This window comes from Nocardia sp. NPDC055165, from assembly GCF_053606985.1.
Genome location: NZ_JBSGSS010000008.1, coordinates 274,911 through 287,612 on the forward strand (window position 1 = coordinate 274,911; position 12,702 = coordinate 287,612).

12 protein-coding genes are annotated in these 12,702 nt (G+C 67.8%); 6 read left to right on the plus strand and 6 right to left on the minus strand.

Going from position 1 to position 12,702, the window contains the following annotated elements; translation table 11 throughout:
• The first annotated feature begins 59 nt into the window (after positions 1–59).
• Both ACWFRF_RS19035 and ilvD read left to right on the plus strand, forming a co-directional pair.
• Positions 60–908: an acyl-CoA thioesterase domain-containing protein gene (locus ACWFRF_RS19035; protein ID WP_452451262.1), complete on the plus strand. Its 849-nt coding sequence runs from the start codon at positions 60–62 to the stop codon at positions 906–908.
• A 63-nt stretch (positions 909–971) separates the two neighbouring features.
• Entirely contained in the window at positions 972–2,663 is a 1,692-nt protein-coding gene (ilvD, locus tag ACWFRF_RS19040; protein WP_378990100.1) for a dihydroxy-acid dehydratase, read from the plus strand.
• A 24-nt stretch (positions 2,664–2,687) separates the two neighbouring features.
• On the opposite strand, the gene ACWFRF_RS19045 is transcribed toward ilvD, so the two are convergent.
• Complete coding sequence (locus tag ACWFRF_RS19045) at positions 2,688–3,815, minus strand: NADH:flavin oxidoreductase (protein ID WP_452451264.1); 1,128 nt, start codon at positions 3,813–3,815, stop codon at positions 2,688–2,690.
• A gap of 114 nt (positions 3,816–3,929) precedes the next feature.
• Between ACWFRF_RS19045 and ACWFRF_RS19050 the strand changes: the two genes are divergently transcribed.
• The gene (locus tag ACWFRF_RS19050) at positions 3,930–4,361 is read left to right on the plus strand and encodes a MarR family winged helix-turn-helix transcriptional regulator (protein ID WP_378990102.1); all 432 of its coding nucleotides are present in this window, start codon (positions 3,930–3,932) and stop codon (positions 4,359–4,361) included.
• A gap of 21 nt (positions 4,362–4,382) precedes the next feature.
• Here the strand turns inward: ACWFRF_RS19050 and ACWFRF_RS19055 are convergent, their stop codons facing one another.
• Positions 4,383–5,117 carry an ATP-binding cassette domain-containing protein gene (locus ACWFRF_RS19055; RefSeq protein ID WP_379313796.1) on the minus strand — a complete coding sequence of 245 codons (735 nt, stop codon included), beginning with the start codon at positions 5,115–5,117 and terminating at the stop codon, positions 4,383–4,385.
• 258 nt (positions 5,118–5,375) lie between these two features.
• On the opposite strand from ACWFRF_RS19055, the gene ACWFRF_RS19060 reads away from it, so the two are divergent.
• Positions 5,376–6,377, plus strand: a complete 1,002-nt coding sequence (locus ACWFRF_RS19060; RefSeq protein ID WP_379313797.1) for an AraC family transcriptional regulator — start codon at positions 5,376–5,378, stop codon at positions 6,375–6,377.
• Here ACWFRF_RS19060 and ACWFRF_RS19065 read toward each other — a convergent pair.
• On the minus strand, positions 6,367–6,552 hold the full coding sequence (locus tag ACWFRF_RS19065; protein WP_378652994.1) for a hypothetical protein: 186 nt from the start codon (positions 6,550–6,552) through the stop codon (positions 6,367–6,369). The genes ACWFRF_RS19060 and ACWFRF_RS19065 overlap by 11 nt on opposite strands.
• Before the next feature lie 218 nt (positions 6,553–6,770).
• On the opposite strand from ACWFRF_RS19065, the gene ACWFRF_RS19070 reads away from it, so the two are divergent.
• Entirely contained in the window at positions 6,771–8,606 is a 1,836-nt protein-coding gene (locus ACWFRF_RS19070) for a glycoside hydrolase family 15 protein (protein WP_452451267.1), read from the plus strand.
• A gap of 77 nt (positions 8,607–8,683) precedes the next feature.
• Here the strand turns inward: ACWFRF_RS19070 and ACWFRF_RS19075 are convergent, their stop codons facing one another.
• Positions 8,684–9,052: a VOC family protein gene (locus ACWFRF_RS19075; RefSeq protein ID WP_378990107.1), complete on the minus strand. Its 369-nt coding sequence runs from the start codon at positions 9,050–9,052 to the stop codon at positions 8,684–8,686.
• Positions 9,053–9,120: 68 nt separating this feature from the next.
• Between ACWFRF_RS19075 and ACWFRF_RS19080 the strand changes: the two genes are divergently transcribed.
• Positions 9,121–10,341 (plus strand): AI-2E family transporter, encoded by a 1,221-nt coding sequence (locus ACWFRF_RS19080; RefSeq protein WP_449962048.1) that lies wholly within the window; start codon positions 9,121–9,123, stop codon positions 10,339–10,341.
• 17 nt (positions 10,342–10,358) lie between these two features.
• Here ACWFRF_RS19080 and ACWFRF_RS19085 read toward each other — a convergent pair whose 3' ends face one another.
• Positions 10,359–11,618 carry an MFS transporter gene (locus ACWFRF_RS19085; protein WP_452451270.1) on the minus strand — a complete coding sequence of 420 codons (1,260 nt, stop codon included), beginning with the start codon at positions 11,616–11,618 and terminating at the stop codon, positions 10,359–10,361.
• A 60-nt stretch (positions 11,619–11,678) separates the two neighbouring features.
• Positions 11,679–12,671 (minus strand): helix-turn-helix transcriptional regulator, encoded by a 993-nt coding sequence (locus tag ACWFRF_RS19090; RefSeq protein WP_452451272.1) that lies wholly within the window; start codon positions 12,669–12,671, stop codon positions 11,679–11,681.
• Positions 12,672–12,702 lie beyond the last annotated feature (31 nt).

A 12,702-nucleotide genomic window follows, 5' to 3' on the forward strand; every position in this document is an offset into this window, starting at 1 on the left:
GTCGCGCGCCACCGGTGCCGCGCGTTCGGCGAGACTGCCCATGCCTGAGGAGTCCGCCGGTGAGCCATGCATTCTTTCGCGCACAATCCGATCCGATCGGTGGCGCCGAGGTACTCCATCCCGAACCCGAGGCGAGCAGCGGATGGATCGGTGGACAGCTACGCGGCATGGCTGTCGGCGCGGTCCTGGCGCGCGCGGTGGAGCGCGAGCTCATCGTTCGCGAACGGAGCGACTTGCGGCCGGTGCGGTGGACGCTCGACCTGTTCCGCCCGGTGTTCATGCGGCCCTGCACAACTCGTGTCGACGTGATCCGCGACGGCCGCCGATTGTCGCTGTTCGATGCGACGCTGATCCAAGACGGCCGAGCCGTGGCTCGGGCCGGCGCGCTGTATCTGCTCCCCGGCCCGACACCGCACGGCATCTGCTGGTCGCCGGAGACGGCCGCGGATCCGCCGCCTGCCGACCGCGAACCCTCCCCCGATCAGGATCGCGTGTACTTCAGCGAGGAACAAGGATGGAGTCCCGATGTCCGCACCCACCACAACGCGGCCCGCACGGGGATCTGGCACCGCCCGATCGCGGTCGTGGTCGGTGAGCAACCGACGCCGTTCCAGTTCGTCGCGGGACTCGCCGATGTGACGAATGTGGTCACCAACCTCGGCAGCCACGGCCTGGAATACATCAACGCCGATGCCACGCTCACGTTGACCAGGCTTCCGGAAGGGGACAAAGCCGGGCTGGTCGGCTTGGACCGGCTGGCACAGGACGGCATCGCGCTGGGCACCGCGGCGATCTATGACCGCAAAGGCGTATTCGGTACCGCGACAGTCAGTTCCCTCGCCAACACCCGGGGCCCAGCGGACCTGAGCGCTATCGGGGCTTCGTCATCGGCCATGGCCGCGGACTAGTTCGCACCGCCCATAGCTGCGCCGTCGTGGCGATTTCATTGCCCGGCCTCGTAGGCTTGCGCTATGGCACACGACACCGATCAGCCCGTCGACATCAAGCCACGCTCCCGCGATGTCACCGATGGACTCGAGAAGACCGCCGCTCGTGGCATGCTCCGCGCGGTCGGCATGGGTGACGAGGACTGGGTCAAACCGCAGATCGGTGTGGCCTCGAGCTGGAACGAGATCACACCGTGCAATCTGTCGCTCGACCGGCTGGCCAAGGCGGTCAAACGCGGTGTTCACGCCGGGGGCGGTTTCCCGCTCGAGTTCGGCACGATATCGGTCTCCGACGGCATCTCGATGGGCCACGAGGGGATGCATTTCTCACTCGTCAGCCGCGAGATCATCGCCGATTCCGTCGAAACCGTGATGATGGCCGAGCGCCTCGACGGTTCGGTGCTGCTCGCCGGCTGCGACAAGAGCTTGCCGGGCATGCTGATGGCCGCCGCGCGACTGGACCTGGCGAGCGTATTCCTCTACGCGGGTTCGACCCTGCCCGGCAATATCGACGGCAAGGACGTCACGATCATCGACGCGTTCGAAGCTGTCGGCGCCTGCATCAAAGGTCTGATCACCCCCGCCGAGGTCGACCGCATCGAGCGGGCGATCTGTCCTGGCGAAGGCGCGTGTGGCGGCATGTACACGGCCAACACCATGGCCTCGGCGGCCGAGGCACTCGGAATGAGCCTGCCCGGATCGGCCGCACCGCCTGCCCCGGACCGTCGCCGTGACGACTTCGCCGAGAAGTCCGGCGAGGCCGTCGTCGGATTGCTGCGCAAGGGGATCACGGCCCGCGACATCATGACGATGGAGGCGTTCGAGAACGCCATCACCGTCGTCATGGCGCTCGGCGGGTCGACCAACGCCGTGCTGCACCTGCTGGCCATCGCCCGCGAGGCCGGTGTCGGCCTCACCCTCGCCGACTTCAACCGGGTCGGTGACAAGGTGCCCCACCTGGGCGATCTCAAGCCGTTCGGCCGTTATGTCATGAACGACGTCGACAGGGTCGGCGGCATCCCCGTCGTGATGAAGGCCCTGTTGGATGCCGGTCTCATGCACGGCGACGTCATGACCGTCACGGGCGCGACCATGGCCGAGAATCTCGCCCACATCGAGCTCGGCCTCGACGGCGACGTGATCCGCCGCCTCGACCGGCCGATCCACCGCACCGGCGGGCTCACCATCCTGCACGGCTCGCTCGCACCCGAGGGCGCCGTCGTGAAGAGCGCCGGTTTCGACTCCGATGTCTTCCGCGGCACGGCCCGGGTGTTCGACGGAGAACGCGGCGCGATGAACGCACTCGAGGACGGCACGATCGTGGCCGGTGATGTCGTCGTCATCCGCAACGAAGGGCCCAAGGGTGGACCCGGCATGCGCGAGATGCTCGCCATCACCGGCGCGATCAAGGGCGCCGGCCTCGGCAAGGACGTTCTGCTGCTCACCGACGGCCGGTTCTCCGGCGGCACCACCGGATTGTGCGTGGGGCATGTCGCCCCCGAAGCGGTGGACGGCGGCCCGATCGCCTTCGTCCGCGACGGCGACCCGATCGTGCTCGATGTCGCCAACCGCATCCTCGACGTCGAGATCGACGAGAACGAACTCGCCGCCCGTAAGGTCGGCTGGGAACCGCTGCCGCCCAGATACACCTCGGGGGTGCTGTCGAAGTACCGCAAGCTCGTCAGCTCGGCCGCACACGGCGCCGTCACCGGCTGACGGCGCCGCCTCGGCGAGAATCGCTCAGCTCAGCGTCTTCAGCGCCGTCCCGTCGTAGGGCTTCACCTCGTCGATCCGCCCCGCCAGGACCTTGGCTGCCCATTCCGGGTCCTGGAGAAGGGCTCGACCGACGGCGACCATGTCGAATTCGTCGCGCTCCATGCGATCGAGGAGGTTGTCGAGACTGCCGAGCTCGGCACCCTGGCCCGAGAACGCACGGAGAAAATCACCGTCGAGGCCGACCGATCCGACGGTGATGGTGGGCTTGCCGGTGAGCTTCTTGGTCCAACCCGCCAGGTTCAGCTCCGAGTCGTCGAACTCCGGGAGCCAGTAGCGGCGGGTGGAGGCGTGGAAAGCGTCCACACCGGCCGCAGCGAGCGGAGCCAGGATCGCCTCCAGCTGCTGCGGCGTCTCGGCCAGGCGGGCGTCGTAGGCCTCCTGCTTCCACTGCGAGTAGCGGAAGATCACCGGGAACTCGGGCGAGACGACCGCGCGGACGGCGGCCACCAGCTCGGCCGCGAACCTCGTGCGGGCCACCGCGTCACCGCCGTACACATCGTCGCGGCGGTTCGTGCGCTCCCAGAGGAACTGATCTAGCAGATAGCCGTGCGCACCGTGCAGTTCGACGCCGTCGAAACCGATGCGCTCGGCCGCCGCGGCGGCCTCGGCGAAGGCGCCGATGACGTCGTCCAGGTCACGCTGGGTCATCGCCTTGCCGGTGCCCTCGGTGCCGTCGACGCGAATGCCGGAGGGACCGACGGCGGGCGCGTCGACATAGGGCTGCTCGCCCTGATTGCGCACCATGCCGATATGCCACAGCTGCGGAACGATCGTGCCGCCCGCCGCGTGGACGTCCTCGGCGACCTTCGCCCACCCCGCCAACTGCTCCTCACCGTGGAACCGCGGCACACTATCGCTCTGCCCGGCCGACTGATGGCCGACGTAGGTTCCCTCGGTGACGATCAGACCGACACCCGCGGCGGCGCGGCGGGCGTAATAGGACCGAACATCGTCACCGGGAACGCCGCCGGGCGAGAACATCCGCGTCATCGGCGCCATCACGATGCGGTTCGGGACAGTCAGGCCGTTCAGTGTGACGGGCCGCGACAGGATCTCCGCCGTGCGGGAGGCCTCGGACTGGGTGACGATCACTGGATACTCCTCAGAGGTACTTGACAAAGTCGAAGGTTGAGAACTTCAAGCAATGCCCCCACGCTAGAGGCAGATATTTGAGATAGTCAAGTTTCTGCGGATAAGCTGACTCTCATGGAAGAAGCTGCGCGCGTCGATACGGCCCAGCTCATGGAGCTGCTCTCGGTGGCGCTCGGCGTCTATTACGGGGACTTCACCGCGGCGGCGGCGAGCGAGAACCTCACGGCCAGTCAGGGCAAAACGCTGACGGTGCTGCGCCGAGGGCCTGTTGCGATGCGCGCCCTGGCCGAGACCCTGTCCTGCGACGCGTCCAATGTCACCGGGATCATCAACCGGCTGGAGAAGCGCGACCTCGTGCGCCGCGAGGCCAGTGCGTCCGACCGGCGCGTCACTCATCTCGTCATCACGCCCGAGGGCGAGCGCGTCACCGATACGATCCGTGCGAAGATGCAGTCGACGCAAGACGGCCTGAAGAAGCTCAGTGACCGAGATCGAGATTGCCTGTTCGCCCTACTGGAGCGTGTTTTCGTGACCGGCGCCGACTGAGCTGCCGATCGCGGCGCCGCGTCAGAAGGACGACCCGAGCAGGGTCCGCACGAAGGTGTCGGTCGACTTTCCGAGCTCTGCGGTCGTTCCCGCGGCGAGGACCCGGCCCGCGTGCAGGATCACCATTCGGTCGGCGACGCCGCCGTGAGTCAGCATCTGCACCTCGTTGCTGACCACGAGTACCGCCGCACCGGAGTCGGCGTAATCACGCAATGATCGCCACACCCCGTACGCCGTCGCCCTGTCGAGAGAATTGGTCGGTCCGTCTGCGATGAGGACGCGCGGAGCCGGCAGCAGCGCGGCGGCGAGCGCGGCGCGCTGGATCTGACCTCCCGAATGCTGATGTGGCAGAAGGTCCGAGGCCTCGGCCGGATACTGTGCGGCGGCGCACGCTCGCTCGACACTCCACGCTCGATGGCGCCGCTCCAACGCCCGCAATTGGGCGCCTACCGTTTTGCCCGAGTCGAATGCCGTCACACCTTCTTGCGGCACATAGCCGACGACGCCCTCACGTAGGGCCGCCCATCGCTGACCGTCGACAGCCACACCGTCGACCAAGACCTGGCCCCGATACTGCGCGGCGGCGGGCAATCGTCCCGCGAGAGCCGAAGCGGCCATGGACTTTCCGGCGCCGGGCCCACCGAGCACAGCGGTGATCTGACCGGCAGGCACCACCAGATCGACCTCCGTGAGCACGGTTTCGCTCCACCGCGCGGTGTCGACACGGACGGTCAGGCAGCACAGTTCCACGGTCACAACTCACCATGGCACGCTCGAGTACCGAGCATCCACCGTTCGCAGGATGCCATCGGAGCCCATCGCACGACCGCTGCCATGATTGCCGACCAGAATCGCGATTGCTTTCGCGACCTGCGCGGAACTGGTAGAACCGGATCAAACACGAGGTGCCGATCGCGAAGCGCCGAGACGTTCGCCGACAGACTCTCCCTATCGGTCGACGCCTGCGGCTGACGTAAACGTTCGCAGATCGGCACGCTGCCACGAGGAGACGTCATGGCTACCGACCAGAGCTTGCTGCACCGTTTCGTCATTTCCCAGCTCGGCGCAGCCGGGCTCGATCGTGCGCAGCTGATCCGGGACACCGGGGTCCCGGATTGGACGATGACCGGCCACGACGTGCATCTACCCAGTGCGACGTTCTCCCGGCTGTGGGAGGTCGGCGAACATCGTCTCGGCCCGGACGTCGCGCTGCAGGTGGCCCAGCGCTACGAGCTGTCCAGCCTCGGGCTGTACGACTATCTGTTCGCGTCCGCGCCGACGCTGGGAGCCGGGCTGGCCACCTGCGGTCCCTACATCACCGCGGTCACCACCAATCACCGATTCGACCTGGTCACCGAGACCGAGGACGAGTCCACCCTGTACCTCGAGATGCTCGACGGCGAAGGCCGTGGCAGGGACCACACCCAGCTGTGGGGTCTGTCGGCCGTCCTGAGCCGCGCGCGCCGGGTCGTCGACGATCCGCTGAACCCGGTGCGTGTCTCACTGCGTCAGGCCGCTCCCGCGCACGTGGACCGCTTTCGTGCCGTCTTCGGCTCCGCCACACTGGAATTCGACGCACCGGCCGACTCGATGACTTTCCGCTCCGCGGACCTGAATCTTCCCCTGACCACCGCTGATCCCGTCCTGGCAGCGGTTCTGGAACCGCTGGCCGCCGCCCTGGCGCCACCGCCGACCCTTGCCTCGGCCTGGCCCGCACGAGTGGCCGACGCGGTGGACGAGGCCATCGACGGCGGGGCGGTCTCGCTCGACAGTGTCGCCCAGATCCTCAACATCAGCCCTCGCACGTTGCAGCGGCGGCTGGCCGAATCCGGCACCACCTGGCGGGCCGAACTGGACCGGGCCCGCAGCGCGAGGTTGTCGCGAGCGGCGTCCGGAGGCTCGCTCAGCGGCACCAAGCAGGCGGAACTGCTCGGCTACTCCGACGCGGGCTCGCTGCGCCGGGCTGCCCGGCGCTGGGAAACGGGTTCGCCTCCGGTTCGCAACGTCACGTCCTGAGGTAGGTCGAGGCGATCTGCCAGAACGTTTCCCGCTCCAGCAAGCGGAAGTCCCACCCGTCGATGAGGTCGCGGAACGTGGCGACGATACCGGCTACGTCGAAGTCGTCGCGGGTCGCGGTTCCTTTCGACTCCAGCGCGGAAATCACGTAGACAGTGGCACTCTCCCTTGTCACCGCACACTCCCATCGTTCACTCACCGACCATCCGAACGTAAGTGTCGAATTACCTCGCGGCCACGACAAGAACAGAACGCGCCAATCTCGTGCCGAACACGCCAACCTCAGCTCCGAGGCGCGGGATTCACCCGTTCCGGATGAGGCCGACGCCGCCGTTCGCTGGTTGGCTGAAGCTCGCCGACCGCGCGAACGGCGGTCCGAGGCGAGGAGTGTTCGTGAACTCGTACCCGCCGATCGACGAGCACGGCATCGTCGGTGATCTGCAGACAGCGGCGCTGGTATCGGCTGCCGGAACGATCGACTGGTGGTGCGCGCCACGGTTCGATTCACCGAGTGTGTTCGCGTCGCTGCTCGACAGCGAGAAGGGCGGACATTGCTCGCTCGCCGTCGACACCACCAACCCGGTGACCGTCCGGCAGCTGTACCTGCCCGACACCGCCATTCTGTTGACGCGGTTCTCCGGACCCGACGGCGTGGGCGAGGTCGCCGACTTCATGGAGCCGATTCGCGGCACCGAACCCGCCGACCGGCACAGATTGGTGCGATTCGCGCGGGTGGTGCGGGGAAGCTTCACGTTCACTCTCGCCTGCCGCCCCCGGTTCGACTATGCCCGCGCCACCCACACCCTCGACCGAGTCGATGAACGCACCGCCGTCTTCCGTTCCGGCATCGCCGATCTGCACCTGCAATCCACCGACCCGATCGCGCTGCACCCCGACGGCGCCGACATCACCGCGCGATTCACCTTGTCCGCCGGTGAGCGAGCCGCGGTCGTGCTGACCACCGCCCCCGCGGGGGCGGACTTCTCGTCGGCACCGATGTGGGCAACGATCGCCCACGAGTTCGACCAGTGCCGTCGCTTCTGGCAGACCTGGTTGCGCTCGTCCACCTACCGCGGGCGCTGGCGGGACATGGTCAATCGCTCCGCGATCACCCTCAAACTGCTCACCTACGCCCCGACCGGCGCGCCGATCGCCGCGGCCACCATGGGATTGCCCGAACAAATCGGCGGCGAACGCAATTGGGACTACCGCTACACCTGGATCCGCGACGCCTCGCTGTCGGTGCGGGCGCTGAGCGACCTCGGCTTCACCGAGGAGCCCTATGCGTTCCGTCGCTGGCTGCGCGACCGGGTCGACGCGGGCGGCACCGCCTCCGGCGAACCCTTGCAGATCATGTACCGCGTCGACGGCGACCCACACCTGGACGAAATAACGCTGCCCCACCTGGAGGGATACCAGGGTTCGGCGCCGGTCCGGGTCGGCAACGGCGCAGCTGACCAGATCCAGCTCGACATCTACGGCGAGGCAGCCGACGCGCTGGCGCAGGGGACCGATATGGCCGCCATCGCCGGCTGGCGGACATTCAGCGGCCTTGTCGACTGGCTCGCGAACAACTGGGATCGCCCCGACGAGGGCATCTGGGAAACCCGCGGCGGCCGCCAGGAATTCACCTACAGCCGCCTGATGACCTGGGTGGCCTTCGACCGCAGCATCCGCATGGCGAACGCGCAAGCCAGGCCCGCCGACGTGGTCCGCTGGACCGCCGAACGCGACGCGGTCTTCCGGCAGATCATCGACCGCGGCTGGAGCGAGAAACGCCGAGCGTTCGTGCAGCACTTCGCCACCGACGTCCTGGACGCCTCGCTGCTGCTCATGCCCCGGATGAGATTCCTGTCCCCCACCGACCCGATGTGGCTGAGCACCCTCGACGCCATGGACAAGGAACTCGTCAGCGACAGCCTGGTCTACCGATACGACCCCGAGGCGTCACCGGATGGCCTGCGCGGCACCGAAGGCACCTTCAACCTGTGCAGCTTTCTCTATGTCGAGGCCCTCGCCCGGACCGGCCGCCTGCAACAGGCCCGTTACGCGTTCGAGAAGATGCTCACCTACGCCAACCACGTCGGGCTGTTCGCCGAGGAGATCGGTCCCTCGGGTGAGCAGCTGGGCAACTTCCCGCAGGCCTTCACCCACCTGGCCCTGATCGCCGCTGCCATCGCGCTGGACGAAGAACTCGATCGCGCCGAGGCCGAGCCCGCGCCGGACTGATCGGCTCACCCACGATGCGAACACACCAGACAGCGCAGGATGCACGTGATGCCATTGTGCACAGCCTGCCACTTCGCTCAGCTCTCGGCGGCGACGACGCAGAACTCGTTGCCGTGCGGGTCCTGCAGCACGGTCCAGGCGAAGCCGGGCAGCGAGTGTTCGCCGTGGACCGTGGCTCCCAGCGCCGTCAGCCGGGCGACCTCGGCCGCGCGAGCCGTGGTCTGGAAATCGATGTGCACCCGGTTCTTGGTCACCTTGGTTTCAGGAACCAGCTGGAACGCGAGATAACGCCCCTCCCCGAAACCGACGCCGGGCGGGGTGATCATGATGTAGTCCCCGGAGTCGACGAGGACCGTGTAACCGAGGGCGGAGCTCCAGAACTCGGCCAGTTCGGCGGGATCGTTGCTGTCGATGGTGATGCCGCCGACAGTGATGGTTTCCGACATGGACGAAACGCTAGGCCGTGGCACCGACAAGTTCCGATGGACGCGGCGCGCGTGCCAGACTGGGCGACGTGAGCGGGCCGGTGAAGAAAACCAGTGGGGCGCAACCGAACGACAAGCCTTCGCGTGAACGCGGGGACGTGATCGGTGGCGGGATCCTGTGGCTGGCCAAATGGGCGCTGTGCATCGTGGCGATCGCGGCGGGCGCATGGGTACTCGGCACGATCACCGCCCGGCTCTGGGTGGTGATCCTGCCCGTGGCGCTGGCGGTCGTGGTGACCACGATCCTGTGGCCACTGACCCGCTGGCTGATCCGGCGCAAACTGCCACCCGCGCTAGCCGCGTCGATCACGCTACTCGGGTTCGTCGCACTGCTGGCCGGGGTCGTCGCCTCGATCGTGCCCTCGGTGGCCGATCAAGCACCGCAGCTCGCCGACAAGGCCACCGACGGGGTCAACCAGGTACGCGGCTGGATCCAGGGACCACCGCTGCGCATCCGCGACGAGCAACTCGATTCCGCGGTCGAGGCGATCATCGGACGACTCCAGTCCAGCGGCGCACAGATCGCCAACGGTGTGTTCACCGGCGTGTCCACCGCGACATCGCTACTGATCACCCTGTTCCTGGTCCTGGTGCTGGTGTTCTTCTTCCTGAAGGACGGGCCGCGTTTTCTGCCCTGGATGCATCAGGTGTTCGGCAACCGCAGCGGCCGCCACGTCGAAGCCGTTTTGGAGCGGGTGTGGGCGACTCTGGGTGGCTTCATCCGGACCCAGGCGATCGTCAGCATGGTCGACGCCGTCCTCATCGGCGCGTCGCTGTTCATCCTCGATGTGCCACTGGCGTTGGTGCTGTCGGTGATCACCTTCATCGGCGGATTCATCCCGATGGTCGGCGCGTTCGTCGCCGGTGCGCTCGCCGTCCTCGTCGCGCTGGTCGGCAACGGGCTCACCACGGCATTGATCGTGCTCGGCATCGTCATCGCGGTGCAGCAGCTGGAAGGCAATGTGCTGCAACCGGTCCTGCAAAGCCGCAGCATGGAACTCCACGCCGTCATCGTGTTGCTCGCGGTCACCGCGGGCGGCTCGCTCTACGGCATCACCGGGGCCTTCCTCGCCGTGCCCGTCGTGGCGATGATCGCGGTGATCATTCGCTACATCGGCGAGCAGATCGACATAGCCACCGGAGCACAACCAGCAGTCGACGCGCCAGATGCCGACGAAGCCGAGACCGGCGAGGCCGCGGTGGCCTCGCCGGCATCAGGCTCCGGAGCAGCGCCCGACCCCAGCACCTAGCCCCGCGCGCATCCGGCTCAGCGTCCGCCCGAAATCTCCGCACGATCGCGGCCGTCCTCGCCTGCTCCGACACCGAACGAATCCGCGCTGATGCGCGACCGATCGGCCAGGGCGACCACGCCCGCTGCTGCCGTGGCGGTCGCGGCGGCAGCGACCGAACCAACCCAGCCGAACCAGCCGATCGCTGCCGCGCCGAACGCCGTGCCCAGGCTTCCTTCCACGAAGTAGACGGACATGTAGGCGCTGTTGAACCGAGCCGGCGCGGAGGAATCGATGGCGAGCACCGCACTCTGATTGGCGACTTGCGCGGCGAACAGTCCGGCGTCGAAAAGGCCGAGGCAGATCAGCGTCACCACGGTGTTCGACAGCGCGACGGACAAGACCACGACCGAGCTCAGGGCGAGCGCGAGCCCGACCAGGATCACCTTCCGGTGGCCGACACGATCGGTCCAGCTGCCGGCGATCCTGGTGGCGAAGACGCCGGCCAGCCCGGCGCAGGCATACAGGCCGATCCGTTCGGGGGTATACGAGTACGGCGGCTGCGACAGCGCCACCGCGAGCCCAGCCCACACCGCACAGAACGCGAAGAACCACAGCGCGCCTCGCGTTGCCGCCCAGCGCAACGCGGCGAAGCGGGCGAACAGGCCGGGCATCCCCCGCACCGTATCCAGATATCCGGCAGCTGCCCGCCCACGCACCGCGGGCAGCACCACATACGACACTGCCGCCACCACGACACAGGGCACCACGAACACCAGCAGCATTGCGCGCCAACCGATCATCTCGGTGAGCCAGCCACCGACGATGCGCCCGGCGAGGATTCCGGCCGAAATGCCCGCGGTGACGATCCCCAGAACCGTGGCCTGCCGTTGGGGGGCCGCGAACCGCCCTGCCACCGAACTCAACTGAGCTCCGACCGCCGATCCCGCGCCGACCACCCCGATGACGATCCCCAAGGTCAACGGCGAACGGGCCGCCGCCCCGGCGACCGAGGCCAGCGCCAGCGCCGCGAATTGCGCCGCCACCACGGTGCGGGGTGCGAACCGGTCCACCAGCGGCACCAGCAGCACCAACCCCGCCAGATAGCCGATCGGGCCGCAGGCCAACGCGGTGCCGATCGCCGCCGCGGAGGTGTCCAGCGATCCGGCGACCTCGGCGACGGCCGGTTGCAGCAGGTACACACTCGCGGTCGCCAGCGCGGCGGCCAGCGCCATGAACCACACCATCGGCGCGCGCAACGCATTGGTCGAAATCTCCGGAATCCGTTCGCTGTCCATGGCACCGACGATAGGAATCGCGCCGCTTCGGATCCGGCGGAAAACGGACGGCACCGTCGGTCAGCCCGATGCGCTGTGCCCGGAACCTCGCAGGTCGTCGCGTGGTGTGATGGCCGCGGTGACTCGGTCAGCCAGCGCGCGCAGGTGCTGGATCAGTTCGGGCGGTTCGTGTACGTGGAATCCGAAGCCGAAAAGCCCGGTGTAGACCGCTATTTCGTCGAGCGAGTTCGAGCCGGTGCGCAGCAGGCAGTGCCCTTCGTCGATCGCTTCGATGACTCCGACAGTCGGCGGGATGCGATCCGCCGCCACGGCCGCCGACACCTCCAGCGTGATGCGGGCCTGATAGCGGTAGGCGGAGGTGCTGACACCGCGCGATACCCACCCGCCCAGGTCGACTTCGGGCGCCTCGCGTGGGGTGAAGCGTGGCCCGGTGGGGATTCGCGGGCGGAGTCGGTCGACGCGGTAGGTGCGCCAGTCCTGCTTCTCGACGTCCCAGCCGACCAGGTACCAGCGCCGCCCGGTGTGCACGAGTCGATGGGGCTCGGCTGTTCGCCGGACCTCGGCGCCGTCGTGGGTGCAGTAGTCGAACCGGAGCCGTTCGTGGTCTCGGATCGCGGCGGCGATCGCGGTCAGTACCTCGGGGTCGACCGTTGCGGTTCCGGCGGGCACGGTGACGGTCGCGGCGTGCAACGCCGAGACCCGGTGTCGCAGCCGTGACGGCAGGATCTGCTCCAGTTTCGCCAGCGCTCGTAGCGAACTCTCCTCGATGCCGGTGACCGATCCGCCCGCGGCCGTGCGCAGTCCGAGGACAACGGCGACCGCCTCGTCGTCGTTCAGCAGCAGCGGTGGCAGCTTGGTGCCCGCGCCCAACCGGTATCCGGCGGTGCCGGCCACCGCGTGCACCGGGTAGCCGAGGGTGCGCAGCTTGTCGATGTCGCGACGGACCGTGCGAGCGTCGACCTCGAGGCGTTCGGCCAGGTCGGCGCCGGTCCACACCCGGGGCGTTTGTAGCAACGACAGGAGTTCGAGGAGGCGAGCCGAAGTTTCCAACACAGTTCGCATTCTTCCCCACTGCTAGGGCAGA